Genomic DNA, 25,878 nt, shown 5'->3' on the forward strand with positions numbered 1-25,878 from the left:
TTTTGACGCCCTAGCGACCCACCTAAGCCTGTCAGACTAACGGGTCGTTATCAAAATGCAAGCGCCACGAGCGACCCGCGCTTCATTGATTCATGCGGGGGCGGGAGACGAGGTGATGTTTTGTTTGCGGAACAGGCGGATCGGCAAGACGACGATCGGCACGCCCGCAAAACGCAGCCGCCGCTGGATGGCGAACGCTGTCTCGTTGTGCAGGATGCGGTCGAACCATTTCGGTTCGTCGAAGACGACTTCACCCGCAAAGAAAACAGCCCGCGGGTATTTCTTAGCCAGTTCGACGCAGGCTTCCGAGACCTCTTGCACGACGTCGGTGCCGATGCGGTAGGCTGACTGGGCGGGGATACCGAGACGATTGGCCATTTCCACGTAGCGATCCAGGGATGTTTGGGTCCGCTCCACGAGTTCTTCCACGTGGCTGCCACCCTTGAAGAAATCGGAATTGGGCACGCCAACGGAAATAAAGATCACGTTGGTGAATGAAAGCGGAAAAATCCGAAACACATTGAGCAGGCAATGGACGCCGAGCCTTGCGAAGCCGCCGACCAGGATGACGGCGGTTGGTTTCTTCGGGTCGAACGGCGGCGTGACTTTGGTGGGATCACTCGGAATATCCTCCAGCGAAGACTCCACCTGGCGCAGCCGTTGTGTGAAGGCCCGGTAATGACGACGGATGGCAAAACATCCGGCGATGCACAGACAGGTAATCACCAGGGTAATCCAGCCGCCCTCCCTGATCTTCATGGTGAGCATGACGGTGAGGATGGAAAGACACAGCACCAAACCAGTGGCGTGTACACCCAGGTGTTGCAGCCATTTCTTGTCGGTTTGGCGATGCCGTACCCAGAAGCGCACCATGCCGAATTCGGAAAGCGAAAACGTGGCGAAGACGTTGATGCTGTACATGACCACCAAAACGTGGATATCACCGCGCGTATAGGCCAACGCCGCGGCTGCAGCCACACCCATTAGCAAGACGCCGTTTTGGCTGGTCAAGCGGTCCGACAACGCGGCGAACCGGCGTGGCAACCAGGAATCGATGGCCATGTTGGCCATCACGCGCGGCCCGTCTATGAAGCCCGTCTGCGCTGCCACCAACAGGAGCACCGCCTCCGAAAAGATGGTTACTCCCACAAACCACAAGCCGACGGGAAGGGCCCCGATCTTGAATGAGCCGGCGAATCGCTCTGCAAGCACCGTGTTGAGCGTCTTGCCTTCCACAGGCGACACGCGAAAGAGCATATAGCAGAACAACAACCCGGCGGCGGTCGCCGCCAAGGAGATCGCCATATAGCGCATCGTTCGTTTGCCGGTTTCCACCTTTGGATCGCGCATGATGGCCAGGCCGTTCGAAACGGCTTCGATTCCCGTGTACGTACCGCCACCGATTGAGTAGGCGCGTAGAAACAGGAGGAACATGCCCCACATTCCCAACTGGCTCAGGCCCTGGCCGAAACCGCTGCGGACCTCGTGTGCCACGGCTGGAAGATCGCGGCTGTGAAAGAGGAAGCCACCGAAAATCAAGATGATGTGGGTCGCGACAAACGTCAGGAAAATCGGTACCAGGATCGAAACCGATTCCTTGACGCCCCGCATGTTCATCAACACCAGAAAGAGGATCGCCGTAAACTCCAACGGCAGCTTGAAGTACTGTAAGGAAACCGGCAACAAACTGAACAGCGCGTCCGCGCCACCCGCGATGGAGACCGTGATTGTCAGGACGTAGTCCACCAGCAACGCGCATCCCGAAACTACGCCGGCCGAGGAGCCGAGCAATTCCGTTGCCACGACATAACCGCCACCACCGCCGGGAAAGTGTTCAATAATGCGGCTATAGGCATAGGAGATTATGAACACGGTTGCTGCCGTCGCCAGCGCCAGCAACACTGCCAGGTACAGATGACTGCCCAGGGCGCGAAAGGCCTCTTCGGGTCCGTAGGCTGAAGATGACAGTCCGTCCGCGCCCAAGCCGACCCAGGCCAGGAAGGCAATCAACGAAATCTTGTGACCGAGGGACGGGTCGTGGAGGTTGCGTGGCGCGCCAAACAGCATTCGCTTCAACCGCGACCGCATGAGACGCGGCAGTCTCGGCTCGGAGACCGAGTTATCCATGGTGCAAATCAAGTTTCCTCTCGATTTGCCTACGAGGTTAGCTGACGGGCTCAGGCTGAGAAGAATAGGCTAGCCTGTTGCGGTACAATGACCGAAATTCGCCCCGAACTACCCGGGTCCCCCGTTCCGTGCGACGTACACGGATTCGGCAATAAGTGTGAAAGCATAGCACAGCGCCCTCGTGTGTCAATGTAAGCAAGTATTTGTGGCGCAATAGATTAGATGTTGGGCCACTCGGGCTTTAGGCGCTGAGTCGTCAAGGGGCGGTCTGCATGAACCCGGCTATTCTTAATTCACACGGCCGCTTCGGCTGTTTCACCGGTTCGGATGCGGACAACTTCCTCGACCGACATCACAAAGATCTTACCATCGCCAATTTTGCCGGTCCTGGCCGCCTTCAGGATTGCATCCACCGCTTCATCAACCTTGTCCTCGCCCAACACGACTTCGATTTTGATTTTCGGCAGGAAGTCCACGGAGTACTCGTTGCCGCGATAGATTTCCGTCTGGCCCTTCTGTCGTCCAAACCCTTTGACTTCCGTGACCGTCATGCCCACGATCCCGAAATCCGAGAGCGCTTCCTTGACCTCTTCGAGCTTGAATGGCTTGATGACCGCTTCGATTTTTTTCATGTCTTATTGCGTCCCTGGTTGTCAGCTACATCGAGTCGCTTGGGACCCGTTTACCCGCGCGGTCCCGGCGCAACCGGAAACGGTCATGAAAGAGGAGATGCCCGAACACAACCGCGTGTTACGCCGCAGCCAATTTGGTAATGGCTCCAGCAGCGCGGGCTACCGACCCCGACAGGACGCTGGAGAGCGTCACTGCCGGGGCCAGAATGCCCAACGTCTTGAAGGTTTGGCTTTTCTTTTTTAGCCGCATCCTTGTTGACGGTGCTTCCCAGTTGCGATCAGTACAAATAGGCGACACCCATACCAATCGTGAACTGGTCACGGTTGCCGTTGTACGTACCCGGCTCATCTGAATGATCCCAGCGCACTTCAGGACGGATCTGTACATTGTCGATGGGCTTGTAGTTGAGCGTGAGAGTGGAACTGCAGAGTTCCGGACCGTTACCTGGAGCGAAGACCGGCAGGCCTTGGATTCCGCTAGTCCGGACGCCGTCCTTGTCCTTTAGGTAATCTTGACGGAAAGCCAGTTCGATCTTGTCTGTGAAGTCGTATGTCAGCCAGAGACCGGCGGCAACCCATTCGGAATCGCCGAGATCGACGACTTTTTGCTCACGACCGTAGTCCAATTGGACAAAGCTGTTGAGTTTGTCGGTGAACTTGTGGTTTGCGACCAACTCTACACCGTCGCGCCAGTTGGCAGTCGTGCTCGTGCCGCCGAGGGATACGGTCGTCTGTTCAGGGCCGCCATAACCCAAAACAGCAACAGTCGTGTTTGAGTCCAGTGCATACCCGAGGCGACCCATGTACGACAGGCCCGTGTTATTGTCAGGCAGTTGATCCCAACCGTTAAACACCACAAACTCCGTGTCGATCTTATCGTTCCACTTGTAGGCCAGTTGGACGCCGGTTTGGGTGAAGTTCTCGACGAAGAGGAACTGATTGCCTTCGGACCAGTTCGGATTGGCCACCTCTTCGATGACTTCCACGCCCATAAGGGTGACCGTCTTGCCGACGATGACCTTCAGCCCGTTGCCGATCGGGATGTTGAGGTCGACGAAGGCCTGTTCCAGATCACCGTCCGTCCCCAAGTTAAACGTGCCACCATGCGGGCTGGTAGAGTGGATCACCGCCGCGTCCTGACCGAAGATCAAGTCCGCACGGTAACCAGCGACCCAGTTTGTGGGGTTGTAGTCGATGGGTTTCTCCAGTGCCAATTTGAACTTGTTCAGCGCAAACTGGTTGGCATGCGTGTCAAAGGAGCGCCCAGCCACTGTCCTCGATCCATGGGTACTGTCGAAGTCGTACAGATACGACGACGATACGAAGCCGCTGATCTCAGTCTGACCGAGGAAATCCAGCGATTTCTGCGTGATGTCCGCCTTGGCCACGGCAACATTTTGCGTGCTGGCACCTTCCAGCGCGGAAATCCGTTTCTCCAGGTCGTCGCTACGCTTCTTTTGTTCTTCGTAGAGAGTCTTATAGTCCGCGTCGTCCGCGCGGACGACAGGAACACCTCTCATGATCAACACCGCCGCGGCAATGCCGATCCATACGGCCTTACATTGTTTGGTCCTCACCTTCATCTCCTCCGTTTATTGGGTTAGTACGTTGGACTTCTGCGTCTTCGTCGGCTATTCCAAAGCTACGTGATCTCGTATTGATCGTGACCCCGCAGCACCGAGGCATACCCACAACAACCCGTCGCGATAGGAGACGGGGATTCCCGAAAGCGGTTGCGGTTGCGCCTGAACTTGGGCGAAAACACAGGAACACGACACCGCTGCGGGTAACAAGCCTCGCATGGTCGCGAGTGTTTGCAGTCCCTATGCCATGTGTCTCCGCGATATGCGCAAACAGCATTTTTACAACTGGTTACGTAGTTTCGTCGGGTCCCATTCAGCGCTGCGTTCCGCCGGTTGTTGACCAGCGTGGTCAAATAACAACAACGTCAATTCCCCAATGGGCTCGTCAATGTAGTGGATAGTGAAAGATCAGCGTGAAGACGAAAGGGAGGATAATAATTACACGACCATTGGTTTCAGGCATCTGCAGATGTCCCTGCCTGCATCGCCGTGTTCGCCTTTGACCCGTTATCTCGGATCGTGTTTTACATCTGGAGTTTCGTGGCGCTTTCATGCAAATTGGAACCGGCGATGGGGTTCGCCTGCAACCGTCCCGGATGCTTTCGGGACTGATGACTCCTACCAACGCACAGAGGATGACATGTTCAGATTGTTACTACTGTTTTTTGGAGGAGCGCTCGGGACGCTGGCCCGGTACGGCCTGAACGGCGTCATCTCCGAGCATCAATCGAAACACTATCCGTGGGCGGTGGTCTTTCCGCTCGGTACGCTCCTCGTCAATGTCAGCGGCTGTTTCGCCATCGGTGTGATCGCCGCCGTCAGCGGTCCGGCGACGGGGCGCGCGGGGCTCAAGCCTGAGTGGCGCGATTTCCTCATGATCGGTTTCTGCGGCGGATACACCACATTTTCCAGCTACGGGCTGCAGACGCTCAATCTGGCGCGAGACGGAGAGTGGCTGGCGGTCACGTTGAACATCGTCGGCTCCAACGTGCTCTGCTTGCTCGCCGTTTATCTCGGCTGGGTCTGTGGGCGCGCGTTGCAGGCGAAATTCCATGGAGGCGCACTATGAAACTCGAAGGCGAAGGCTCTCTTTTGCGAATCTATCTCGGTGAACTCGACAAGTGGCATCACCAGCCACTCTACGAAGCCATTGTGATCAAGGCGCGTGAGATGGGCCTGGCGGGCGCGACCGTGCTGCGCGGCCCGATGGGGTTTGGCGCCAATTCACACCTGCACACTGCGAAAATCCTCCGGCTCAGTGAAGATTTACCGATCTTGATCGAAATTGTGGACAAGGAAGAGAGGATCAAGGCGTTCCTGCCCGAACTCGACAAAATGCTGGGCGACGGCCTCGTCACCCTCGAAAAAGTGCATATCATTCGCTATCGTGGAACTGCGCCGCCCTAAAATCATCCTATTGTCATGAGGCAGGCCTACCGTTCCATTACCAAACACACGACGTTCCGACTCAATGCCCCCGAGGCACAAGAGGTTCGTGTGCTCGTCTGTTTGGTCAAAGATGATGCGAAACCGATGACCCGCGCCTTGCACAAGGGCCTCGATGGTGTGTGGAGTCTGCGGACGGAACTGGCGCGGGGGCGATACGTCTATCGGTTTCTCGTGGATGGCGCTCCCGTGCTCGATCCGACCGCTCGCATCGATGTGGAGGACGACCAGGGCGGCAAGTGGAGCATGCGCGAGATCGGGCATTGAAACGCGTGCTAAGCTGCAGGCAATCGGCAATAGGGATGCATCGATACCTCCGCAGGCTTTTTCGTTGCTGCGAGCGTAGCAAGGCGCTACAAGACACCAGGCGAGGACTGTTATGACCGAACCGATACGTGTGATTCAATATGGACTGGGTGCCATTGGGCGCGCGGCGGCCCGGTTGGCGGCGAGCCGACCGGGGATCGAACTGGTCGGCGCGGTCGATCGTGATCCGAAGCTGGCTGGCAAGGACCTGGGTGAAGTGATCGGTCTTGACCGCAAGCTTGGCGTGGCTGTGACTGACAAGCCGGTCGTTCTGTTTGCGCAGACCCAGGCCGATGTGGTGATTCATTGCACGACGTCGAGTTTCGTCGAGGCCTACGAGCAGCTCACGGAAATTGTGCGCGCGGGTTTGCATTGTGTGACCTCTTGCGAGGAGGCGTTGTTCCCGTATTACCGGCACAAAGTGCTCGCGGGGAAGTTGGACGACTTATGCATTCAGAAAGCGGCGGCCGTGGTCGGCACGGGTGTGAATCCCGGTTTGGTGATGGACACGCTGGCGCTGCTGCTGACGATGGCCTGCCAGCGTATTGAAGCGGTCCGTGTGCTGCGCGTAGTTGATGCCGGGACGCGACGCGAGGCGCTGCAGCGCAAGGTGGGCGCGGCGTTGAGCGAAGAAGAATTCAATGCCCGAAGTGAGCAGCGCAAGGTCGGCCACGTTGGCCTGGCGGAGTCACTGGTTTTTCTCGCGGACGGACTGGGCTGGGCGCTGGACGAACTGAATGAGAGCCTTGCGCCCGTGATTGCCACCAAGACAGTTAAGACGGAGTTTCTTACCGTGGCGGAAGGCGGTGTTGCTGGCGTGCGACAGTTTGCGCGTGGTTTGCGCGGTGGTAAGGAAGTGATCACGTTGGAATTGCAGATGTATGTGGGTGCGCCGAATCCACGCGACGTGATCGAGATTGTCGGCGAACCGCCGTTGCGGTTGGTGATCGAAGGCGGCGTCCCGGGCGACGTGGCTACGCCGGCTATTCTGGTGAACACGCTTTCCCGCTTGGTGGAATGTCGGCCCGGCTTGCACACAATGCGCACGCTCGGCCTGCCGCGGATGACACTGTAAACATGGCGAACATCGTTTACTTCGATTTGGAAACCCAAAAGAGCGCGGCCGAAGTCGGCGGCTGGGACAAGAAGCGCGACATGAAAATGTCCGTCGGCGTCACCTACAACACGGCTGACGGGCAGTATCGGATTTTTTCGGAAGAGCAGGTCGCCGATTTGGTGAGGCAGCTCACCCGCGCGGACAAAGTGATCGGCTTCAACATCATCAATTTCGATTACGAGGTGCTGCACGGTTACACCCCGCTGGATTTGCATTCAACGCCGACACTTGATCTGATGGTGGACCTCGAACAGAAGCTTGGCCACCGGGTCTCGCTCGATGCCGTAGCCAAGTCGACACTCAACGCGCCGAAGATTGCCGACGGTCTGCAAGCGTTGAAGTGGTGGAAAGAGGGCCGGCTCCTGGAGATCGCCGAGTACTGCTGTTTCGACGTGAAGATCACCAAGGAACTCCACGAATACGGCAAGCAGCACGGCGAAGTCTCGTTCGTCGACCGGGTGGGCCAGAAACGCACTGTGAAAGTGAAGTGGTAGAGTTTCCTTGAACAAACCACCCCTGCGCCCTGTCCAATCCGCATGAAACAACGACTCCGGATCTTCTGGCGTGAATGGATTTTGCCTGCGGTGGTGGCTGTGGCTATTCTTGCGCCGTTGCGGTCGGCGGTGGCGGATTGGAATGACGTGCCGACGGGCTCGATGATACCGACCATCCTCGTGGGTGACCGTATCTTCATCAACAAGCTCGCGTACGACCTCAAGGTTCCGTTCACCACCTGGCAGGTGGCCAAGTGGGCTGATCCGCAGCGCGGTGACATCGTTGTGTTCCCGTCGCCGGCGGACGGGATTCGGCTTGTGAAGCGCGTTGTCGCGGTGCCGGGTGACCGCATCGAATTACGGAACGATCATCTCGTCATCAACGACGAGACAGCATCGTATGCATTGGTCAACAACAACGTTGCGGCAGGGTTGGTTCTCAATGAGACTCTCTCGGGGAAAACACACTCCCTGATGATCCAACCGCAGCAACGAGCTATGCGATCTTTCGGGCCGGTAGAGGTTCCCGCAGGCAAATACTTCGTGATGGGCGACAACCGCGACAACAGTTTCGATTCGCGCTATTTCGGGTTCGTGTCACGCGACCGCATTCTGGGCCGCGCAACCTTGGTGGCGATGTCGTTCGACCACGACCGGCACTACCTACCACGTTTTGACCGGTTCGGCCACAGCCTGCCTTGATTCGCAAGGACACGGCCGGGGAAACTTCCGCGACGTTGCGGTGTTTCACTGTGTGCAGTAGCATTGCGCGTGATGACTCCCAACGATTCCGACGTGGTGCTGATGGTGCGCGTGCGTGAGGGGGACACGGACGCGTTTCGGGAGTTGGTCGAACGGCACCAGCGGGCCGTGATCAATACCATCCATCGCGCCATCGGCGACGCCTGGGAGGCGGAAGACCTGGCGCAACGCGTTTTTTTGCAGGTCTATCGGTCGGCAAAACGCTACCAGCCGACCGCGAAGTTCACCACGTGGCTCTTCACCATCACCCGTAACACGATTCTCAACGAGCACCGTCGTCGCAGTCGTCACGCCGCCCAATCGCTGGAGGCCCTGCAAGATCCAGCCGACCCGGAGAGCGCGGGTTGGCAGGCCCCCGACAAAACGGCGCCTGACCCTGCGCAGGAGGTGGTCGAACGCGAGTTGAAAGAGAAGATCATGGAAGCTGTCCGGGAATTGCCCGAGGCGCAGCGCACGGCGGTGATCCTGTGCCGGTTCGAAGGCCTGTCCTATGAGGAGATTGCGCAAGTGCTGGGTTGCTCGGTTTCCGCCACGAAATCATTGCTGCACCGCGCGCGCCAGACGCTAAAAGAAAGGCTCCGCGGCTATTACCAGTGAAACCATTTACTGTCGGCGGTGTTCCAACAAGAGGACGGAAAAACATGCGTTGTCAGGCAATTAAAGAGCAGTTCGACGAGCGATTGGATGGACGCCTGTCTGAGTCGCAGCAGGCGGCCTTTGACGCCCATGTCGCGGCCTGCGCGGAGTGCCGTCCCGAGTGGCAGGCCTATGCGGGCGCGTGGGAAGTGATCGGACGTCAGCCGGGAATTGAACCGTCCTTCGGGTTCGTCGAACGCACGGTGCGGCGACTAGACGAGCAGCCGGCCGTGGGTCGTTCATGGTTCTGGCAACCTGCCGTCCGTTGGGTGACGCTCGGTGCGGCCGTCTTCGCGCTCAGTGTGGTCGGGTGGGTTGGGCGCGCGCGGATGCAGGAGCGGAGGCGCGCCGAGCTTTACGCGCATGTGCAGCAGGCGGATTATCTGGAGGACTTCGATGTGATCGCCAACCTCGACCAAATCGAGGGAGGGAGCCATCTATGAGGCGGATTGTCCTGCTGTCGATTCTACTGATTGGCGCCGTGGTTGGGGCAGCGCCGGCGCAGCAACCGCCGTTGCCGACACCCGCACCGACCGATCAGACCAACAAGTCCAGATCCAAGCCGCCCCTTACTGAGGAGCAGCGCGCCCAGCTTGAGCAGCGCCTGAACGAGCAGTGGACCAAGATGCCGGTGGAAGCGAAGTCGCGATTGATGCGTCTGCATCGGGCGCTCTCCGAGATGCCGCCCGAGGAACGCAAATTCGTTCACGACCGCGTGGAACGTTTCCTGAACATGTCGCCGGCAGAGCGGGAGAAGTTGAAACAGAACAAGCAAAAATGGGAGCAGATGACGCCCGAGGAACGGCAGAAGGCGCGCGAGGAATTCCGCAAACGCAGCCAGGAGTTTGAACAGCAGTGGCATCGTGCGCATCCCAGCGAAGACGTGGTGCCAAACTCGACAAATGAATCAAAGTCACCTCCACCACCCGAAGGCAATGGCGCGCCGCCCCCAACGCCGTCGCCAGCCCCGTGACATTTCCTGAACTGCCAAACGATTTTTTCCGAACTACCAAACAAACCGAAGGAGACTGAAATGAAACGCGGAATGATAATCGCCTGTTTGATCGGCCTTGTGGCCACCGTCGGCGCCCGCGCCGCGGATGAACCCGCCGCCAAGCCGACAGAAAGCCCCCGGCCAATGCGCGGCAATATGATGGACAATCTCTTGTTCCCGCGCGTGCTGGACGAACTCGCACTGACGGCCGACCAGAAAACCCAGTATGGCGTGCTAGAAGCGAGCTTCAAGAAGGACGCCGCGAAATGGCAGGCGGACAACAACTATGATCCCGCAAAGGCCCGCGAAGAGATGCGCGCGGCCAGGGACGCGAACGATCAAGCGGCCCTGAAGAAGCTGGCCGACCAACGCAAGGGTCTCATGGATATTCGGAAGGGCTACATTGACAAGCTGCGCAGCTCCCTCACCGATGACCAGAAGACCAAACTGGATAAGGCCCTCGCAAATGGTCCTGGCCGCGGACCGCGCGGCGGACCGAACGCGGACAGCAAACCACCCGCACCACCGACGCCACCGCCAGCCAATAACTAGACTTCCTGTCTTTCATCACGCGCCGCGTGAGGTTGTATTCCACCTTGCGCGGCGTTTGTGTTGCGGAACCTGGCGACGAAGGCGCCGTCCATGCTGTCGCGCGGCGGAAAGCTGGATCGCGTCGCTTCCAACGTGAATTCCGGGTGCGACTTGCTGAACCGCTCAACGACCCGTTGGTTTTCCTCTTCTTCGAGGCTGCACGTGCTGTAGACCAGGATGCCCTGCGGCTTGGTGAATGGCACGGCTGCGGCCAGCAGCTTCTCTTGCAACGTCGCGAGCTTGCAGATTTCACTTTCTTCGATGCGCCATCGCAGGTCGGCGCGACGGCGAAGGACGCCCGTGTTGGAGCAGGGCGCGTCAAGCAGCACACGGTCGAACTGGTCCCCACGAAGACAGCGATCCAAGTGTGTTCCTTCGCAGGCCAAGGTCGCCACGATGGTCACGCCCAGGCGCCGGCAATTTTCCCCAACGAGCGCGAGCCGTGAACTCGACATGTCAGCGGCGATGATGCGTCCGCGATTCTGCATCTTCTGCGCGAGATACGTCGTCTTGCCGCCCGGTGCGGCGCACATATCCAACACTGACTCACCCGGCTGCGGGTCGAGCACATCCACGGCGGTGAGAGTGGACGGATCCTGCACGTAGAACTCGCCACTCGTAAAAGATTTGCCCTGAAAAAGTCCTGACGCATTCAGTATTCGCCAGCAAAGTGGATGCGTTGTCGGTTCAGCCTCGACATCGGCAGGTTTGGTTGACGTCTTGAGCGTATTGATCCGTATGTAAATGGGAGGAGGCTGGTTGTTCCATTCGCAGAGAGCTGCCGCCGGCCCGCGGCCCAGTCGCGCCGTCCAACGTTCCCACAGCCATTGCGGGTGGGAATAGTAAATCCAGGGGGCTGCCTCGCGGGTTGCTTCCAATCTCGACACAAGAGCACCGTGTTCCCGTTCGGCGCGACGGAGGATTGCGTTGACGAATTTTGCTTCGCTGGCATGAGCCTGGGACTTGGCGAGTGAGACGGTTTCATTTACTGCCGCGTGCGCCGGGGTCTTGAGATAGAAGAGTTGGTAAAGACCGAGCTGGAGAATGTTGGCGACAACGGGTTGCGGGGGCGTGTTGGCCAGTTGCGTGATCAAAAACTCGAGCGACAACTTTCGGCGCAGGCAGCCGTAGAACAGTTCGGTGACAAAAGCGCGGTCGGGGCCAACGAGCGGGGATGAAGCCAGCGCGGCTTCGAGAAGCTCGTCGGCCAACTGGCGTGATTTTTGCCAGTTGTTGAGTAGGTTCAAGGCGAGTGCGCGGGCGTTCACGGGTCGAGGCTAGCCCCGAAGATAATTCGAGGCCAGCAGAAACGCGGCGGGCACGGATATAACGGCTGGCGAATTCGTAACAAGTCCGCTAGGATGCAGAGGCGGCGCAGATGCCGCACTTTTGGTCTTATGCAAACAACGCACGATATCCTCGCCATTGTGGGCCGCCCAAACGTCGGGAAGAGCACGCTTTTCAACCGCATCGTGCGCCGTCGCATCGCCATTGTCCACGAAGAGCCGGGCGTGACACGCGACCGGGTCAGCGCTGTGGCGAACTGGGATGGGAAGACGTTTGAGGTGATCGACACGGGCGGGATCGGGTTCATGGACGATGAGAAGAGCGGGGACGTCCTGGCGAGCGCGGCGCGGCACCAAGCCGAAATCGCCATCGAAATGGCCAGCGCGATCATCATGGTTGCGGATGTGACAGAAGGCGTGGTGCCGCTCGACCAGGAAATCGCCCGGAAGTTGCGTTCAAGCGGCAAGCCGGTGTTCCTCGCGGTTAATAAGGTGGACAATGCCGGTCGCGCGCGGAACGAGGCGGAATTTGCGGAGTTGGGCTTCCCCAAGACGTTCTCCATTGCCGCGGTTCACGGCACCGGTGTGGAGAGTTTGGTGGATGCCGCCACGGAAGCATTCTCGGCGAACGTGGTACCGGAAACTGTACGGACGCCGCGCATCGCGATTGTGGGTCGTCCGAACGTCGGCAAATCGTCATTGATCAATGCGATCCTGAAAGATGAGCGAACAATTGTCAGCGATATTCCCGGCACGACGCGTGACTCGGTGGATGTGCCATTCACGGTGAAAGGGAAACCGTATTTGCTGGTCGATACGGCCGGGCTGCGGCATCGGCGCAAGATCAGGACATCCGTGGATCAATTCGGCCTGATGCGGGCGGAACGTAGCATCCGTGAATGCGATGTCGCTGTGCTTGTGCTTGATGCGGTCGCGGGTGTGACGAACCAGGACAAGAAAATCGCCGGGCAGATTGCGGACGCCGCGCGCGGCTGTGTCATACTGGTGAACAAGTGGGACCTCGCAGCGGAAGAAGAGGAAAAGGACCATCGGTTGGAGCAGCAAGGAAAGCGGAGAAAAACCACCTTCCGCGAGAAATACCTGGAGGCTTTGCGGAAGGAATTGTTCTTCCTGGATTGGGCACCGGTGTTGTTCGGGTCGGCGAAGACGGGCCAGAACCTGAATCTATTGTTCGACCAGATCACCGTCATCGAGCAGGAGATGACGCGACATGTGGAGACGCCGCAGTTGAACAAGCTGTTTATGCAGGCACTTGACGCGTATCCGCCGCCGCATGTTGGCGGAAAGCGGTTCAAGGTCTATTATGCTTTCCAGAAGCCCACACAACCGCCCACATTTCGATTGTTCGTCAACAACGTGGGCGCGTTGACGCCGCACTACAAGCGGTTCCTGATTGATAAAATCCGCGCCACCTACGCTTTTACCGGTTGTCCGATCCGGTTGGAATGCCGGGAGCGCGAGCGGCGGGAATTTGTGAGATCAGCGCAGCCTACAAAGCGCGTCTCCGAACGCTCCACACGACGACCGGAGCAGAATAAAAGGCAGTACCCGGCGCCGGGCAAGGCGAAGTATTCGACGCACGGTAAGGCGACGAGCAATCGGCGTCGGCGATAGTCGCGGTCATGCAAATCAAAGCACTCGCGGTGTATTGCGGTTCGAGCCCGGGGTTGCTTCCGGAATACAAGGAAGCGGCCATGACTTTCGGCGCGCTCCTGGCGCGGGAGGGGATCGCGCTGGTTTATGGGGGCGGGAATGTTGGGCTGATGGGAGCGGCGGCGGATGGGGCTCTACAGGCGGGTGGAAAGGTTATCGGTGTGATCCCGCACGCGCTGGTCGCGAAGGAATTGGCACATCGCGGCGTCACGGAATTCTATCCCGTCGATACCATGCATCAGCGCAAACAGAAGATGGCCGATCTGGCGGACGGTTTTGTGGCGTTGCCCGGTGGGATCGGGACGCTGGAAGAAATATTCGAAATGTTGACCTGGAACCAACTTCACATTCACGGAAAGCCGTGCGCGTTTTTGAATGTCGCGGGCTACTACGAACCATTGGTTCGTTTTCTTGAACACATGGTCCAGCAGCGCTTCCTCAAACAGGCGCCATTTGATGCGCTCATTGTCGATTCCGATGGGGCATCGCTGCTGGCGAGAATCCGTGCATATGCCCCGGTAAAGACGGATAAATGGATCGATAGAAAGACCAGCTGACAGGCGCTGTAGGATTGGCGGATGGGTATGGTTACAGTCCGACAGTACATGAACCCGAGCGAAGCGGAGTTGGACAAGACTCTGCTCGAAGAGGCGGGGATTCCCGTCTTCCTGGCGGATGAAAATAGTATGTCGCTGGGTTACGGGGGCGTGTTGGGCGGGATACGACTGCAAGTGGAGGATGCCGATCTGGGCCGGGCGCGCCGTGTGTTGGACGAACGGGAAGGGGTGACGCCGCTCCCGGATGACTTCGTTCCACCGGAGGAACCACCGGCTATTGAGCCAACGCCGGCGCCCACATCCATTCCAGAGACCAAAGAAGAATGGATTGACACCTTTTTCTGGGGCGGCGTTGTGCTCGTGTCCGCATTTGGGATCATCGCGCTGGTGACTCTCATAGTAGGTGGTTTCGTCTTCGCCACCCTTGGCGGCCTGGCGGTTCTCTTTTTGATCGGCGGACTGGCGGCGCTGGTAGTGCAGTGCATTTTTCCCAAACGCGGAAAGGGTGCGGGGAAGGATTCCCACAAGTAAGCCAGACGGACAGACCAAGATGATGCCTTTGGGGCCAAAAGGAAAGCGGGTGAATGAGTCGTTAGAAGCCAGCGCGGCCAATAACGCGAAGGGCACTGTCTTGAAGGACCGCGACCCTCGCTCTTTCGATCATCTTGCGGAGGAATATGACTTTGCGGCTTCACTCGAACGGAGACCTGATTTTTTCCTCAGCCATCTGCCGCAACGTCGTTGCCGCGTCCTGGATGTCGGCTGCGGAACGGGCATCCTCGCCAAGGAACTCGCACGGCATTTTCAAACAGTTGTTGCCATCGACATTTCCGAGCCGATGCTCGCAATCGCTCGCGGGAAGCGGGCTGCAGCCAACATCGAGTATCGGCGGACAGATGCGGATCAACTGGTTCTGGAGGAGAAATTCGACGCCATCGTTAGCCATACGACATTTCATCATCTGGAAGATGTGCCCCGGACTTTGAGTGTGCTGAAAACGGCGCTCGAACCGGATGGCCGTTTGATCCTTGTTGATAACGTCGTCCGTTGGCCTTTCTTGGATCGCCATACACCGCTGCGTAACGCCTTATCCTGCCTGAGGTTTCCGCCGGATGCCTTGCGCCATGGTCTTCTCCCCGCGTGGCGGCTTTTCCGATTTCGTGTGTCGCGTTCCTGGCTCGCCCATATGGCAACGGACCGGTTCCTGTCGGCGGATGAGTTTCGTAATACATACGGTCAACTCCTGCCCGGCGCCTCGTTTACTCGGTTGAAATACTTCATGGGTGTGGTGTGGCAGGTACCTGGGCCCAATGCTGCTTGACCGGGTGTTTTTGCTTGTGAGATTGGTTCTGTTGACGATCATGGTGCGAGGATGAGGATTGCCATCGCGTCGGATCATGCGGGATTTCGCTACAAGGTGCTCGTCACAGCGCATTTGCGATCCGGCGGGTACGAAGTTGACGATTTTGGGACGGACAGCGAAGCGCCGGTCGACTATCCGGATTTTATCCGTCCTGCGGCCGAAAGCGTGGCGAATGGGAAAGCCGACCTGGGAATTGTTTTGGGAGGCAGCGGGAATGGCGAGGCCATCGTAGCCAACAAAGTCAGGCGTATCCGCTGCGCTGTTTGCTGGAACGAGGAAAGTGCCCGGCTTGCCAAACAACACAATAACGCGAACGTCATCTCCTTCGGCCAGAGGATGGTCAGCGAAGCAGAAGCGATCCGCATTGTTGATGCCTGGCTGCACGCTGAATTTGAAGGCGGTCGACACCTGCGAAGAATCGAGAAGATTGAAAGGGGCGGCACGTGAACCATTGACCGCCGGGCGCCAGTCCAATGGATGACCGAAAGGCCATGAGTCACGATTCGACTGTCGAGAGTTCGGGCGTGCGCGTGTTTCCGCCGATAATCTATGCGGCGGGAATCGGGGTGGGGTATCTATTGCACTGGTGGTGGCCCTTGCGTCCGATGACGGCGGGAAGCGGGCTGATGTTGGTCGCCCGCGTCGTCGGCTGGGTGTTTATCGCAACCAGCGTCATGCTGCCGATCTGGGCGGCACGGTTGTTCCACGGGGCTGGCACGACGCCGAATCCCATGCGACCGACGACGGCTCTGGTGTTCACGGGACCCTATCGTTTCACCCGCAACCCGATGTATCTGGGATTGGCGCTGCTCCAAGTGGGCCTGGCAATGGTGACGAATGCGCTTTGGCCGCTCGTGACGCTGGTGCCGGTGGTGGTGGCGGTACGGCGTTTGGTCATTGACCGCGAGGAACACTACCTTGAAACGAAATTTGGCGAAGAATACCGGGCCTACAAAGCGCGTGTGCGACGCTGGCTGTGACGGCTCGTGGTTGATCCCGGTGATCCGCGAGAAGTATGGCGTCCGCGACGGAGCGGGCATATACTCTCCTTCCCGGTGAGGGACGATCGAATGAAGATATTTGCACTGGCATGGTTATTGGTGGCGGGAGATGTTTTGTCCGCCACAGGGGCCGACGTCAAACGGTTCGACTTGAATGGGGAGAGTACGCTGACCATTGCGGTGGCACAGGCGATTCGGGTGCAGTTTGCTCCGGCGGAGGGCGGGCAGCCCGCGCATCTGATCCTCTCCGACACGAACAAGGTCAGCGAAATGCGGATGGTGATGGCCAAGAGTGTTGTGAAGTTGTCCGACGATCAAATGAAGAGCCAACTCCTTACCGCCGGGCAACGACTTATGTCGGCGGTTGTGGAAAAAGAGATCAAAGTGCAGGCGCTGAAGGGCAGCAGTTTCACATACTTCTATTTTGAACTGACGGACAGTCGCCCGGATCCACTGCAGGGGAGCCGGTACGTACTCCAGGGATTAGGCCGGAGTCCGGAATACATGTGTGAGTTCGTCATGCTGACAAATCGGAAGAACGGGGAGGCGAAGGACCAGATTCTGAATGCCCTCCGGTCGCTGGACATCCGTACGAAAAAATAGAGCGAGGAGCGCGCCGGGTTGTGCTAATTCGGCTTGCCTTTGGGAGGGCAAAATGGGATGAAACAACTCCATCAGTTGCCAACCCATGAAAGGAGCCGGCCATGCAAGCGTCGGAAGGTAAGTGCGGTTGCCCCTGCCACAAGATGCCTGGTCTGTTTATCGTCTTGATCGGTTTGACCTTCTTGTTGGGCGCGTTGAACGTACTCAGCCCCCGGGCCGTCGAGATCATCTGGCCGATCCTAGTGATCCTCGCGGGATTGAAGAAGATGTTTAGCGGCATGTGCAAGTGTTGTAACTCGGCGTAGGCTGGAGTCGTCCTCGTGACCAGGGAAATCAAACATCGGGTAACGATTCGCGCCACGCCGGCCAAGGTTTACGCAGCGTTGATGGATGAGAAAAAGCACGCGCAGTTTACGGACGCACGGGCCCGGATCGAGCGGCGGGTGGGAGGGACGTTTACGTGTTACGGCACGTACATAAACGGGATCACCCTGGAATTGCAGCCCGGCAAACGCATTGTGCAGGCGTGGCGGTCGCGGAATTGGCCCAAGGGGATTTATACGATTGTCACGTTCAAACTCTCCAAGGCGGCCGGGGGCCGGACGACGCTACGCTTCTCGCAAATGGGTGTGCCGGCAAGTGATTACCGGGAGAAGAACAAGGGTTGGCGGACACATTATTGGGTGCCGCTGAAGCGATACCTGGAAGACCGGAAACATTAGACGAAGGCAATCGCGCAGCATTGGATTCACAAGAGGCGTGATTCCAGCCCCTCACATCAGCTGCAGGTGATGATGATGAATGTCAGTTTATTACTGTCAGCATTTTTTTCTTTGTTTCCCCTGGTCGGTTCCCTGATACTTTTGTTTCGCGACAAGAGTTGGCCGGTGGTTTTGCTTCTCGCGGGCAGTGTCCTCGGTTTTTGCGTCATGTTGTTGATTGTCGTGCAGGCCATGATCGGCGGTAGTGGCGCACCGGGTTACATTTTCATGGTCAGGTTCGGCAACCTGCCGGGCCGGCTTGTTTTTTGGATAGGATTCGTGGCTTACGCGCTCAAGCAGGAGCGCCGTTAGAGCCCATCGTCTGACGGATGAGGAGTGTGAACCTCGGCCCGCCTGGTTTACGTCGCATCAAGCCACGCTATGAACTCATCGGCCTGGTCCCGAAACAAGACGCGAATGGCGACTCTGATTTCGTCGCGGTTTACGGATTTTCGTTTCCAGCGCTGCTTCAGCTTGCGGAGCCCGGGAAGGTCTGGCTGGCTGATGCGGTAGGACGCACTGGATTCGGCGACCCGCGACGAGCGTTTGCCCGAGAGCAATTTGCGCATTTGATCCAGCGGAATGAGCCTGGATGTAAAGACCTCGGCTGGGACTCCCAAACGGTAGGCGATTGACTCAATGCCCTTGGTGGACGGCACGCGTTTGCCGGACGTGAAGTCGCTCACCGACCCCTGGCTGACGCCCAGCTGCTGTGCGGCTTCTGTCTGCGTCCAACTGGCAGCCGACAGCAACATACGAAAGTTGGCAGTGAATATCTTACGAGTATCGGATTTTGATGTTGACATATGTATCGTTTCTCGATATCTAGTGCAGCATGCTTCTATGTTGGTATTTGTATTGGTTCAATTTGAAGAAGACCAAAACCACGCGGCAAAGACAAGCCCGAAAATGCGGATTTGAGCTTTTTTCGCCGGATCCTGTCCCACAGCCCGACGCCCGAATCTTCGCTACACCCGATCGAGCCCCTGCCGCAACCGCTTCTGCGGAGGCCGAGGAAAACCGCCTGGCGGTGCAGCCGCGTCGGCCAGCCCAGGCCCAACCGCTCGATCAATTGCCGTCGCGCCCAATCCCGGGTGACGGCCCAGCGGCCGCGCGTGGCCTCCTACACGTCGCGGTCCCCACTTTCCGATCGACCAAAATGGAACCCAATAGCGCGCGAAAGACGCGAAGCGCGGACATCGGCATGATGAATCGTCGCATCCCGCAGTTTCGATTTCGATTCCCACGATGAGCTTCACCAGCCAGCCAGTGAAAGGCTCAAAAATCCGCGCGCCATCCGCCCTTCAGCAACAGTGGTTCGTGGAAATGCTTCCCTCGCCGATCAACGGCGAAGTCCGCCTTCGTCTGCAGCGCCCATCGTCATGGGTCTGCGTCGCCGAGGCGGCCGAGCTCATGGCCTGCGGCATCCAAAAAATCCACAACCTCTGCGACGACGGCCAACTCGAATGGCGCTGGCTCGATTACGAAGGTAGCGGCGGCAAGAAACTCGTCCTCGTTGATTCCGTCCACACCTACCTCACCAAGAAGTACCAGTCCCAACCTGCCCACCCGCGTTGAGGTATCAGGATTGGGAGCAACTTCCGCAGGCTTGAGCCTGTTTACTGAGTTTCTGGCACGGCTGTGATCGTTTCCTCCCCAGCAAATACGGTGAGTGACTCGAGGGGATAACTGCGCTCCCGCCACGCGTCGATCCCTCCCGCCAGCGGACGGACGCGGGTGATGCCGCGCTTGTAAAGCGCCAACGCCGCGCGGACGGCGCTGGCGTCATTTGGACAGGAGCAGTAGAGCACCACCTCCCGATCACGCGGGATTTCAGGGGCCCACTTCTGCACTTCATCCAGCAACATATGCCGCGCGCCGGGAATGCGGTAGGGATCGCCCTGCGCGGCGAGGCTGGAGCGGACGTCCACGATGTATATGTCCTGTCCCGCCTCCTGCCGCTGGCGAAGCTCCTCGGCCGTGATGCGCGCCATGTGCAATTTCCGCAGGGTCCTTTGCCGGTTGATATACTTGAAGGCGATGTAGGCCACCAACAATGACGCCAACAGGATGATCGCGCCGCGGCCCAGCCGATCCAGCCACTCGGCTACTTCCTGAAGTTGGTTGCGAAAAAGAAGCCCCAGCACCAGGAAACACCCCACGTATAGCATCGCCCCAAAACCGTCGAATGCCAGGAACCGGCGGAGATTGACCCGGTACATCCCTGCCAGCGGCGGCATGACCGTACCGAGGCCGGGGATGAATTTTGCGAAAACAATACCCCGCATACCGTGCTTTACGAAAACATCCTCGGTTCGTCGGACACACGAATCCGGTTCGAGCGAAATGCGGCACAGAAGTTTGAGGATGCGGTTGCCGCGATGGCGCCCCACGTAGAACCAGATGGTATCCGCCAGCAGCGAGCCCAACGTGGCCATCAGGAGCGCCAGCAACGGATTCATTTTGCCAACGCCCGCCAGACCTCCGGCGGCCAGCAGAAACGGCGGGGACGGCAGCGGCGCGCCCAGTTGTTCGATGAAGACGACCACGAACAAGACCAGCAACCCATAACGCACCATGAAATCGAGGATCTCATTCATGACAAAAACGCGGAAAACTGAAGTTGCGATGCAAAATCATGAATGCCGGATTCTGTCCGAGGAAGCGGCTGAAAGCAAACTCCCACTTCCGTAAATCGTCCGGTTTTTGGCGCGTCGACCACATGGCGAAGGGGTCAACCTCGCTGACCAGCGCCATCCGACGCTCACAACCGATGACCGTCCTGCGACTAGACGTGTCTCTGGTGTTTGGCCCGCTCTTCGCGCATCGCTTCCTTGCCGGCTTCGACAGCGGCCGAAATCTCCGCCTTCTTGTCTTCAAAGAAACCCCGGGCATTCTCGAGGCCGTCTCTCGCCTTACCGCCAAGATCCCTGCCCTTGGCAGCGAGCAACTTTCGAGTCTCCTCGCCGGACTGGGGGGCGTAGAGCAGGGCAATCCCGGCACCGGCGAGCGCGCCGATAGCGAACGCCGCCAAATAACCGCCTACTGGAGTTGAATTGTTTTCAGACATGATCTGCCTCCTTTTTTTCCTGGTTGTGATGATTTCGATGCAGCAAGACCTCTAGAAATGTGGTGAATCCGGCGCGGAACAGGTTCATGTTCCGCACCAACGAATGCACAGGCGGCTCAATCGCCGATCCGACCTCGTCCACAAGACGATCCGCCCGCTCGCTCCATTGGCGCACGGTGTGCGTGATCTGGCTCATATCGTCCAGTTGCTGATTGGCAAGCTTGGAAAACTGGGTCATGTGTCGCACCAATTCGCGGCTGTCCTCGACGAGGACGTGGAGCTTTTCGTGCAAGCGGTCTGATGTACCAACCAACTTCTCCACTTGTCGCCAAACTCGAAAGACAATGGGAATCAGGCAAACCATCAGGACCGTAAACGCCACCGATGCGATAAACAACGCGACCTGTAAAGCCGTTGACATTTGTGCCACCTCTTTCACCGGAATATAACCCCGGTATCTCGCACCGCAACCGATTTTTAAGGCCATCGACCGCAGAGGTCACCGGGCGTGACCCGTCGGATTATATCGTGCTGGCTTCGGCGGGGACGGGAGGGCGATCTTGTGCCCTAGCCGACTTGGCCGTAAACGATTCTGGTTGTGTTCCACCACGTTCGCCGATTACGACAACGTGAAATGAAAGGTCGCGCCTTTGTCGACCTCAGCCAGCGCCCAGACACGCCCGCCGTGACGGTGGATAATGCGCTGGACGGTGGCCAGACCGACGCCCGAGCCGGGAAACTCGGTCATCCCATGCAGCCGCTGGAACGGCGCGAACAGCTTGTGCACGTACTTCATGTCGAAGCCCACACCGTCGTCACGCACAAAAAATGATGAATGTCCATTGTCGCGGTCGAAACCGACCTCGATCGTTGCATGGGGCCGCTTGGCCGTGTATTTCCAGGCGTTGCCGAGAAGGTTTTCGAGCACCACGCGCAGAAGCTGTGGGTCGCCGTTTGCCGTAAGGTTGCCGTCGATTCGCAGTTCGACGTCTCGTTGGGGATCACGCGCCCGCAACTCCACGGCAATATCGCCGGCGAGCCTGCTCAGGTCCACCGGCTCGTGACGCAATTCACTCCGTGACACGCGCGACAGGTTTAATAAATCGTCAATGAGTTGTCCCATGCGCTGGCTGCCGGCGCGAATGCGTTGCAACAGGTCCTTGCCTTCGTCACCGAGCTTGTCGTGGTAATCTTCCAATAACACCTGGCTGAAACCGCTGAGACCGCGTAGCGGGGCGCGCAAGTCGTGGGAAATCGAATAGCTGAAGGCCTCCAGTTCCCGGGTGGTGGTCTCGAGGTCCGTATTGTGGCGCTGTAGTTCGTCGTTGAGTTTGGTGACCTTCCTTTCGGCCTCGGCGCGTTCAGCAATTTCGCGCTTAAGTTGGTCATTGGCGGCCGCCAACTGCGCCGGGCTGGGGATCGTCAGGGCGACGGGAATCAGCTTTACGAGGAGAATGGCGGTCAGGATCGAGGCGACTGCCGTCAGCATTTTCACCGCGCCCGCCAGCCAGTACGCCGCATGCCAGATGTTCCATACCTCCATGAAATGCGTCATGCCGCACGCGAGGATGAACACCCCGAATGCGAAAAACATCCAGTTAAACGGAATGTCGCGGCGCTTCCGGATGAAATAAACCAGCGTCAACGGGATCGTCAGGTAAGCCAATCCAATCAGCATGTCCGCGATCACGTGCAGCCAGACCAAACTGGCTGTCCACAGATAGCAATGCCCGTGCGGCATGAAGTCATTGGGGCTGAAGATCCGCTTAAAAAATTCCGCCATGCGCGTTCCTTAAAGCAGGTAGGAGTCCGCACAACTGAGAATCTCGAACAATCAGGGAGAGTCGGTATCCCGGGTTGCGCGCTTGGCAGGGTAAACCCGTAGAACAGTTATGGCGTGAACCGAAAAAGCCGTGTTGCCATCCGTGCCGACGCGGCGGATGTGACGGTGAAGGTGTTCGTTCAGGAACCAGGCTCGCGTCCAAAAATGTACTGTCCAGTGATCGGTGGTCCGCGGTGTTGCAAAGGGCAGCCGTACAATCTGCACACGGATCGCGCCGTTACTTCGCCGCTCCCGCGAATGCATCCTGCTTCCACTGGCCGTCCTCGATCTTACCATCGGGATACGTCATCTTTCCGACACCGTCCATCTTCCCGTCCACAAAATGGCCCGCATACTGCCGGCCATCAGGCCAGGTCATCGCCCCTGTGCCGAAAGGCAGGTCCGCTTTCCCCTCCACGATCACCCAGTCTCCCTTGTAGATCCGGCCATCGGGAAACCAAATCGTCCCCCCGCACTTCGTCCCGTCATAATTCCACGTCCCCACCTCCTTCGTACCATCGGGCAGCACACACGTCCCGCTGACCCGGTACACCACGCCGTTCCGCCATTCACCTTTCTGATAGGTCCCCCTCGAATCAGTAACCGTACCCCGGCCATTCGGCTTCCCGTCCTTCATTTCGCCCTCGAAAACCGTCCCATCTGCCGTCACCAGGCTTCGCACCTCGTTCGTCCCCCCGATCTTCAAGCCATCCCCCGCCGTCGTCGTCCCACCCGCCAACGCCAGACCGGCCGGACCAAAAGCATCGCCACTGCCAGGCGCGCCCGCGTCCTTCGCACCCGCCGCCGCCGACTTCTGATCATTCCCCTTGCCGCAACCGCCAACCCAAAAGGCCAGCGACACCCCAAAAATCATCGTCAGGAAAAATGCATAACGTTTCATCATCACCTTTCGGATAGCTTGCCGATGAACATTTGTACCACCGCCGCCAGCTTACAGCAAGTGCGGGTGGCGTCGACGACCCAACCCGGGATAAATTCCAATGCGGTTGGTAAGGGCCAGCTGGCCCACTGCGCCGTCTTCATGGAGGGCCACGCTCCGTCGTGGCCATGTCCTCCGCCGAATGGTAGGGCGGTGTGGCCTACACCGCCTGCTCGGTTCCGTCGTCCGTTTTCCGTCTTCGGTAGGGCGGTGAGCCGAGTCGGACGGAGCGGAGCCCGACGACACGCCACACGTCGTACCCCGTGGCAAACGCGACGCGCCTTCCTCTGGTGGCAATCCCACACCGCCGCTCTGTTTTGCCGTCATTGTTGCCGCTTGGTTTTAAGGTCACAAATTGTGATCTTGGAACACGGCGACGGTGAACCGTCCTCATTTCCGTTGTAGCCGCAGGCTTTAGCCTGCTTGTTCGGCTCAACTCTTGTCACGAGTGGAGAGCTGACCCGACGACGGAAATCCGCCATCGGATTCCCGATCTTGGTTGTTGTTTTTTTGTCGTTGGTAGGACGAGTTGGCCCACGCAAAGCCATTAGGTGATATGGACTAGAGTCTGTTGCCCCTATGGGGACACGGACCAACTACTAAATGAAAACTAAAATATACTAAATTAGTAGTTGACCTTGAGTGAAAACTAATTTAGTATTAATTAGTATTAAATTAGTAGGAGACCACATGGTCATACGAAAGCCACAGATACACAAGCAAGAACTGCTGAACATGGAAAAGCGTAGCAAGACCATGGTGTTCCGCGGGCCTCCCGATTTGGCATCCAAGCTTCGCAAACTCGGACAAGGAAAATCAAAGTAAGATCACTGGAGCCGTCTCCCCACAGAGCACACTTGCGAGCACAGTTTCCAAGCCTCGGTAGCTTGAAGACCAGCTTACCGCCTCACGCTCTGATTTGTCGCGAGTGGTGAGTTGACCCGACGACTAACTCGCAAGTTCCGAGAGCGCGGGCTGGCTCTAGCGACTATCTCACCGGCCAGTAAACTTTTACGAGCGGAACTAGCGCGCGTGTTTCCGGGTCCAGCTGTTCATAGTTCGCTACCAGTAGTTCGGCTAATAAATCCATGTCGACGAGCGTTATCGGATTTGTGGCTCGCTCGGCCTCGTAGTGCGCCTCTTTCGTGAATGGCGAGCCGACAGGGGAAAGGATGTCATCGCATCTCCCGACGGCCTTGGGCTCGAAGAGCCCCGTATACGGGTTGAGGTAAAACACCGCATTGGTGAGACGATGGGTGCACCGGAGGTTCGGAGCTTCATTGGTCATTGGGGTCAACTCAATACTCTGTACACATTTCTCTCATCCGGCACTCCCCAATCCCAAATCTCCAGCCGTTGACGCTTCACCGTCACCCGGTCTAACCCTACAGCGCGAGCGGATTCTCCACGCCCCCGAAAAGCGCACGCTGTCCATGCACTACAATTTCTGCCGTATTCATTCCAGCTTGCGAGTCACGCCAGCTATGGAGGCGGGCGTTGCCGATCATGTCTGGACTTTGGAGGAAATAATTGGTTTGCTTCCATTGTGAAATGGTTTTGGTACGCCATCGGCGCGGCCCTCTTGTATGGATTGCACCAGATTTTTACCAAGCTGGCATCAAATCACATCGGTGACGGATTGGGCGGGTTTGTTGTCGAGGCGACGGCCGCCGTTACCATCTTGGCGTACTTGGCATTTCTCTACCTCTCAGGCCGATGGACTCAGCAAGCAACAGCGCCGGGTGCAGTCTACTCTGTGCTCACTGGCATCTGTGTTGGCGTAGGAACGGTGTTCTTCTTTTTGCTCTTCCAGAAGGGCGGCCCACTTTCGGCAGTACCAATGATTCTGGCCGGAGGCGCGGCCATCATGGCAGTCGCCGGCATCTTCTTCTTTCGTGAACCCATATCATTGCCGCGCATATTGGGCATTATCTTGTCCATCATCGCCCTATTCCTGCTTGGGAAATAGATTCCCAAAACGTACCAGTACCTGCGGCCCACACCGCCGTTCGGTCCTTCGGTTCGCTCCAAAGTTGAGAGTTTAGCGTTGAACGTTGAGCGTTAGCCGAGTCTGACGAGACGCGACCTTGCTGTACCGCGGTCGCAACCGTTT

33 protein-coding genes, 2 pseudogenes and 2 riboswitches are annotated in these 25,878 nt (G+C 58.1%); of the genes and pseudogenes, 24 read left to right on the forward strand and 11 right to left on the reverse strand.

Annotated features, from left to right (window positions below; translation table 11 throughout):
• Positions 1–90: 90 nt before the first annotated feature.
• From VNL17_08395 to VNL17_08405, 3 genes are all read right to left on the reverse strand, one after another.
• Positions 91–2,127, reverse strand: coding sequence for an APC family permease (locus VNL17_08395; protein ID HXI84094.1), 2,037 nt, complete (start codon positions 2,125–2,127; stop codon positions 91–93).
• A 12-nt stretch (positions 2,128–2,139) separates the two neighbouring features.
• Positions 2,140–2,288, reverse strand: a riboswitch (cyclic di-AMP (ydaO/yuaA leader).
• A gap of 132 nt (positions 2,289–2,420) precedes the next feature.
• Positions 2,421–2,759: a P-II family nitrogen regulator gene (locus tag VNL17_08400; protein HXI84095.1), complete on the reverse strand. Its 339-nt coding sequence runs from the start codon at positions 2,757–2,759 to the stop codon at positions 2,421–2,423.
• A 278-nt stretch (positions 2,760–3,037) separates the two neighbouring features.
• Positions 3,038–4,336 (reverse strand): outer membrane beta-barrel protein, encoded by a 1,299-nt coding sequence (locus VNL17_08405; GenBank protein HXI84096.1) that lies wholly within the window; start codon positions 4,334–4,336, stop codon positions 3,038–3,040.
• A gap of 563 nt (positions 4,337–4,899) precedes the next feature.
• Positions 4,900–4,970: riboswitch (Fluoride riboswitch) on the forward strand.
• Between the two features lie 12 nt (positions 4,971–4,982).
• On the opposite strand from VNL17_08405, the gene crcB reads away from it, so the two are divergent.
• The 10 genes from crcB (at position 4,983) to VNL17_08455 (ending at position 10,649) form a co-directional block, all read left to right on the forward strand.
• Entirely contained in the window at positions 4,983–5,411 is a 429-nt protein-coding gene (gene crcB, locus VNL17_08410) for a fluoride efflux transporter CrcB (protein HXI84097.1), read from the forward strand.
• Positions 5,408–5,749: a DUF190 domain-containing protein gene (locus VNL17_08415; GenBank protein ID HXI84098.1), complete on the forward strand. Its 342-nt coding sequence runs from the start codon at positions 5,408–5,410 to the stop codon at positions 5,747–5,749. The genes crcB and VNL17_08415 overlap by 4 nt, the downstream gene beginning before the upstream one ends.
• A gap of 15 nt (positions 5,750–5,764) precedes the next feature.
• Positions 5,765–6,055, forward strand: a complete 291-nt coding sequence (locus VNL17_08420; protein ID HXI84099.1) for a hypothetical protein — start codon at positions 5,765–5,767, stop codon at positions 6,053–6,055.
• Between the two features lie 112 nt (positions 6,056–6,167).
• On the forward strand, positions 6,168–7,169 hold the full coding sequence (locus VNL17_08425; GenBank protein HXI84100.1) for a dihydrodipicolinate reductase: 1,002 nt from the start codon (positions 6,168–6,170) through the stop codon (positions 7,167–7,169).
• A gap of 2 nt (positions 7,170–7,171) precedes the next feature.
• Positions 7,172–7,705 (forward strand): ribonuclease H-like domain-containing protein, encoded by a 534-nt coding sequence (locus VNL17_08430; protein HXI84101.1) that lies wholly within the window; start codon positions 7,172–7,174, stop codon positions 7,703–7,705.
• 42 nt (positions 7,706–7,747) lie between these two features.
• Positions 7,748–8,407, forward strand: coding sequence for a signal peptidase I (gene lepB, locus VNL17_08435; GenBank protein HXI84102.1), 660 nt, complete (start codon positions 7,748–7,750; stop codon positions 8,405–8,407).
• Between the two features lie 72 nt (positions 8,408–8,479).
• On the forward strand, positions 8,480–9,064 hold the full coding sequence (locus VNL17_08440) for a sigma-70 family RNA polymerase sigma factor (GenBank protein ID HXI84103.1): 585 nt from the start codon (positions 8,480–8,482) through the stop codon (positions 9,062–9,064).
• Positions 9,065–9,108: 44 nt separating this feature from the next.
• Complete coding sequence (locus VNL17_08445; GenBank protein HXI84104.1) at positions 9,109–9,546, forward strand: zf-HC2 domain-containing protein; 438 nt, start codon at positions 9,109–9,111, stop codon at positions 9,544–9,546.
• Positions 9,543–10,076, forward strand: a complete 534-nt coding sequence (locus VNL17_08450) for a DUF3106 domain-containing protein (GenBank protein HXI84105.1) — start codon at positions 9,543–9,545, stop codon at positions 10,074–10,076. The genes VNL17_08445 and VNL17_08450 overlap by 4 nt, the downstream gene beginning before the upstream one ends.
• Positions 10,077–10,136: 60 nt before the next feature.
• Positions 10,137–10,649 (forward strand): hypothetical protein, encoded by a 513-nt coding sequence (locus VNL17_08455; GenBank protein HXI84106.1) that lies wholly within the window; start codon positions 10,137–10,139, stop codon positions 10,647–10,649.
• Here VNL17_08455 and rsmB read toward each other — a convergent pair.
• Positions 10,646–11,956 (reverse strand): 16S rRNA (cytosine(967)-C(5))-methyltransferase RsmB, encoded by a 1,311-nt coding sequence (rsmB, locus tag VNL17_08460; protein ID HXI84107.1) that lies wholly within the window; start codon positions 11,954–11,956, stop codon positions 10,646–10,648. The genes VNL17_08455 and rsmB overlap by 4 nt on opposite strands.
• A 129-nt stretch (positions 11,957–12,085) precedes the next feature.
• Between rsmB and der the strand changes: the two genes are divergently transcribed.
• The 10 genes from der (at position 12,086) to VNL17_08510 (ending at position 18,245) form a co-directional block, all read left to right on the forward strand.
• Entirely contained in the window at positions 12,086–13,609 is a 1,524-nt protein-coding gene (der, locus tag VNL17_08465; protein ID HXI84108.1) for a ribosome biogenesis GTPase Der, read from the forward strand.
• An 8-nt stretch (positions 13,610–13,617) separates the two neighbouring features.
• Positions 13,618–14,205, forward strand: coding sequence for a TIGR00730 family Rossman fold protein (locus tag VNL17_08470; GenBank protein HXI84109.1), 588 nt, complete (start codon positions 13,618–13,620; stop codon positions 14,203–14,205).
• A 27-nt stretch (positions 14,206–14,232) separates the two neighbouring features.
• On the forward strand, positions 14,233–14,736 hold the full coding sequence (locus VNL17_08475) for a DUF2007 domain-containing protein (protein HXI84110.1): 504 nt from the start codon (positions 14,233–14,235) through the stop codon (positions 14,734–14,736).
• Between the two features lie 49 nt (positions 14,737–14,785).
• Positions 14,786–15,526, forward strand: coding sequence for a methyltransferase domain-containing protein (locus tag VNL17_08480; protein HXI84111.1), 741 nt, complete (start codon positions 14,786–14,788; stop codon positions 15,524–15,526).
• A 51-nt stretch (positions 15,527–15,577) separates the two neighbouring features.
• Positions 15,578–16,015, forward strand: coding sequence for a ribose 5-phosphate isomerase B (rpiB, locus tag VNL17_08485; protein HXI84112.1), 438 nt, complete (start codon positions 15,578–15,580; stop codon positions 16,013–16,015).
• Positions 16,016–16,059: 44 nt separating this feature from the next.
• On the forward strand, positions 16,060–16,548 hold the full coding sequence (locus VNL17_08490; GenBank protein HXI84113.1) for an isoprenylcysteine carboxylmethyltransferase family protein: 489 nt from the start codon (positions 16,060–16,062) through the stop codon (positions 16,546–16,548).
• A 90-nt stretch (positions 16,549–16,638) separates the two neighbouring features.
• Complete coding sequence (locus VNL17_08495; GenBank protein HXI84114.1) at positions 16,639–17,172, forward strand: hypothetical protein; 534 nt, start codon at positions 16,639–16,641, stop codon at positions 17,170–17,172.
• A 101-nt stretch (positions 17,173–17,273) separates the two neighbouring features.
• Positions 17,274–17,477, forward strand: a complete 204-nt coding sequence (locus tag VNL17_08500; GenBank protein ID HXI84115.1) for a DUF5668 domain-containing protein — start codon at positions 17,274–17,276, stop codon at positions 17,475–17,477.
• 15 nt (positions 17,478–17,492) lie between these two features.
• On the forward strand, positions 17,493–17,894 hold the full coding sequence (locus VNL17_08505; GenBank protein HXI84116.1) for an SRPBCC domain-containing protein: 402 nt from the start codon (positions 17,493–17,495) through the stop codon (positions 17,892–17,894).
• A 165-nt stretch (positions 17,895–18,059) separates the two neighbouring features.
• A complete protein-coding gene (locus VNL17_08510) occupies positions 18,060–18,245 on the forward strand; it encodes a hypothetical protein (protein ID HXI84117.1) in 186 nt (61 codons plus the stop codon).
• Positions 18,246–18,292: 47 nt separating this feature from the next.
• Here the strand turns inward: VNL17_08510 and VNL17_08515 are convergent, their stop codons facing one another.
• Positions 18,293–18,739: a helix-turn-helix transcriptional regulator gene (locus VNL17_08515; protein HXI84118.1), complete on the reverse strand. Its 447-nt coding sequence runs from the start codon at positions 18,737–18,739 to the stop codon at positions 18,293–18,295.
• 442 nt (positions 18,740–19,181) lie between these two features.
• On the opposite strand from VNL17_08515, the gene VNL17_08520 reads away from it, so the two are divergent.
• Positions 19,182–19,511, forward strand: coding sequence for a hypothetical protein (locus VNL17_08520; protein HXI84119.1), 330 nt, complete (start codon positions 19,182–19,184; stop codon positions 19,509–19,511).
• A 41-nt stretch (positions 19,512–19,552) separates the two neighbouring features.
• Here the strand turns inward: VNL17_08520 and VNL17_08525 are convergent, their stop codons facing one another.
• The 6 genes from VNL17_08525 to VNL17_08550 all read right to left on the reverse strand — a co-directional run bounded on the left by VNL17_08525 (position 19,553) and on the right by VNL17_08550 (position 23,729).
• Entirely contained in the window at positions 19,553–20,533 is a 981-nt protein-coding gene (locus VNL17_08525) for a DedA family protein/thiosulfate sulfurtransferase GlpE (protein ID HXI84120.1), read from the reverse strand.
• Positions 20,526–20,690 carry a hypothetical protein gene (locus tag VNL17_08530; protein ID HXI84121.1) on the reverse strand — a complete coding sequence of 55 codons (165 nt, stop codon included), beginning with the start codon at positions 20,688–20,690 and terminating at the stop codon, positions 20,526–20,528. Before VNL17_08530 ends, VNL17_08525 begins: the two co-directional genes overlap by 8 nt.
• Before the next feature lie 31 nt (positions 20,691–20,721).
• On the reverse strand, positions 20,722–21,003 hold the full coding sequence (locus tag VNL17_08535) for a YtxH domain-containing protein (GenBank protein HXI84122.1): 282 nt from the start codon (positions 21,001–21,003) through the stop codon (positions 20,722–20,724).
• The gene (locus VNL17_08540; protein ID HXI84123.1) at positions 20,996–21,424 is read right to left on the reverse strand and encodes a DUF948 domain-containing protein; all 429 of its coding nucleotides are present in this window, start codon (positions 21,422–21,424) and stop codon (positions 20,996–20,998) included. Before VNL17_08540 ends, VNL17_08535 begins: the two co-directional genes overlap by 8 nt.
• 198 nt (positions 21,425–21,622) lie before the next feature.
• Positions 21,623–22,786, reverse strand: a complete 1,164-nt coding sequence (locus tag VNL17_08545; GenBank protein HXI84124.1) for an ATP-binding protein — start codon at positions 22,784–22,786, stop codon at positions 21,623–21,625.
• A gap of 277 nt (positions 22,787–23,063) precedes the next feature.
• Positions 23,064–23,729, reverse strand: a complete 666-nt coding sequence (locus VNL17_08550) for a hypothetical protein (protein HXI84125.1) — start codon at positions 23,727–23,729, stop codon at positions 23,064–23,066.
• A gap of 1,195 nt (positions 23,730–24,924) precedes the next feature.
• Here VNL17_08550 and VNL17_08555 point away from each other — a divergent pair.
• The 3 genes and pseudogenes from VNL17_08555 to VNL17_08565 all read left to right on the forward strand — a co-directional run bounded on the left by VNL17_08555 (position 24,925) and on the right by VNL17_08565 (position 25,734).
• Positions 24,925–25,047, forward strand: a pseudogene (locus VNL17_08555) (restriction endonuclease).
• A 157-nt stretch (positions 25,048–25,204) separates the two neighbouring features.
• Positions 25,205–25,297: pseudogene (locus tag VNL17_08560) on the forward strand (IS1 family transposase).
• A gap of 14 nt (positions 25,298–25,311) precedes the next feature.
• Positions 25,312–25,734: an EamA family transporter gene (locus tag VNL17_08565; GenBank protein HXI84126.1), complete on the forward strand. Its 423-nt coding sequence runs from the start codon at positions 25,312–25,314 to the stop codon at positions 25,732–25,734.
• The last annotated feature ends 144 nt before the right edge of the window (positions 25,735–25,878 follow it).

Source organism: Verrucomicrobiia bacterium (assembly GCA_035577545.1).
In the GTDB taxonomy this organism is placed as follows: domain Bacteria; phylum Verrucomicrobiota; class Verrucomicrobiia; order Palsa-1439; family Palsa-1439; genus Palsa-1439.

What these genes read in the sequence shown, in the direction of transcription:
- VNL17_08525 (HXI84120.1), bottom strand. Translation starts at nt 20,533, where the DNA reads ATGAATGAGATCCTCGATTTCATGGTGCGTTATGGGTTGCTGGTCTTG.
- VNL17_08440 (HXI84103.1), top strand. Translation starts at nt 8,480, where the DNA reads ATGACTCCCAACGATTCCGACGTGGTGCTGATGGTGCGCGTGCGTGAG.
- VNL17_08495 (HXI84114.1), top strand. Translation starts at nt 16,639, where the DNA reads ATGAAGATATTTGCACTGGCATGGTTATTGGTGGCGGGAGATGTTTTG.
- VNL17_08420 (HXI84099.1), top strand. Translation starts at nt 5,765, where the DNA reads ATGAGGCAGGCCTACCGTTCCATTACCAAACACACGACGTTCCGACTC.
- der (HXI84108.1), top strand. Translation starts at nt 12,086, where the DNA reads ATGCAAACAACGCACGATATCCTCGCCATTGTGGGCCGCCCAAACGTC.
- rpiB (HXI84112.1), top strand. Translation starts at nt 15,578, where the DNA reads ATGAGGATTGCCATCGCGTCGGATCATGCGGGATTTCGCTACAAGGTG.
- VNL17_08490 (HXI84113.1), top strand. Translation starts at nt 16,060, where the DNA reads ATGAGTCACGATTCGACTGTCGAGAGTTCGGGCGTGCGCGTGTTTCCG.
- VNL17_08515 (HXI84118.1), bottom strand. Translation starts at nt 18,739, where the DNA reads ATGTCAACATCAAAATCCGATACTCGTAAGATATTCACTGCCAACTTT.
- VNL17_08545 (HXI84124.1), bottom strand. Translation starts at nt 22,786, where the DNA reads ATGGCGGAATTTTTTAAGCGGATCTTCAGCCCCAATGACTTCATGCCG.
- VNL17_08520 (HXI84119.1), top strand. Translation starts at nt 19,182, where the DNA reads ATGAGCTTCACCAGCCAGCCAGTGAAAGGCTCAAAAATCCGCGCGCCA.
- VNL17_08535 (HXI84122.1), bottom strand. Translation starts at nt 21,003, where the DNA reads ATGTCTGAAAACAATTCAACTCCAGTAGGCGGTTATTTGGCGGCGTTC.
- VNL17_08415 (HXI84098.1), top strand. Translation starts at nt 5,408, where the DNA reads ATGAAACTCGAAGGCGAAGGCTCTCTTTTGCGAATCTATCTCGGTGAA.
- VNL17_08455 (HXI84106.1), top strand. Translation starts at nt 10,137, where the DNA reads ATGAAACGCGGAATGATAATCGCCTGTTTGATCGGCCTTGTGGCCACC.
- VNL17_08395 (HXI84094.1), bottom strand. Translation starts at nt 2,127, where the DNA reads ATGGATAACTCGGTCTCCGAGCCGAGACTGCCGCGTCTCATGCGGTCG.
- VNL17_08425 (HXI84100.1), top strand. Translation starts at nt 6,168, where the DNA reads ATGACCGAACCGATACGTGTGATTCAATATGGACTGGGTGCCATTGGG.
- VNL17_08450 (HXI84105.1), top strand. Translation starts at nt 9,543, where the DNA reads ATGAGGCGGATTGTCCTGCTGTCGATTCTACTGATTGGCGCCGTGGTT.
- VNL17_08550 (HXI84125.1), bottom strand. Translation starts at nt 23,729, where the DNA reads ATGATGAAACGTTATGCATTTTTCCTGACGATGATTTTTGGGGTGTCG.
- crcB (HXI84097.1), top strand. Translation starts at nt 4,983, where the DNA reads ATGTTCAGATTGTTACTACTGTTTTTTGGAGGAGCGCTCGGGACGCTG.
- VNL17_08500 (HXI84115.1), top strand. Translation starts at nt 17,274, where the DNA reads ATGCAAGCGTCGGAAGGTAAGTGCGGTTGCCCCTGCCACAAGATGCCT.
- VNL17_08530 (HXI84121.1), bottom strand. Translation starts at nt 20,690, where the DNA reads ATGGCGCTGGTCAGCGAGGTTGACCCCTTCGCCATGTGGTCGACGCGC.
- VNL17_08470 (HXI84109.1), top strand. Translation starts at nt 13,618, where the DNA reads ATGCAAATCAAAGCACTCGCGGTGTATTGCGGTTCGAGCCCGGGGTTG.
- lepB (HXI84102.1), top strand. Translation starts at nt 7,748, where the DNA reads ATGAAACAACGACTCCGGATCTTCTGGCGTGAATGGATTTTGCCTGCG.
- VNL17_08400 (HXI84095.1), bottom strand. Translation starts at nt 2,759, where the DNA reads ATGAAAAAAATCGAAGCGGTCATCAAGCCATTCAAGCTCGAAGAGGTC.
- VNL17_08475 (HXI84110.1), top strand. Translation starts at nt 14,233, where the DNA reads ATGGTTACAGTCCGACAGTACATGAACCCGAGCGAAGCGGAGTTGGAC.
- VNL17_08430 (HXI84101.1), top strand. Translation starts at nt 7,172, where the DNA reads ATGGCGAACATCGTTTACTTCGATTTGGAAACCCAAAAGAGCGCGGCC.
- VNL17_08540 (HXI84123.1), bottom strand. Translation starts at nt 21,424, where the DNA reads ATGTCAACGGCTTTACAGGTCGCGTTGTTTATCGCATCGGTGGCGTTT.
- VNL17_08445 (HXI84104.1), top strand. Translation starts at nt 9,109, where the DNA reads ATGCGTTGTCAGGCAATTAAAGAGCAGTTCGACGAGCGATTGGATGGA.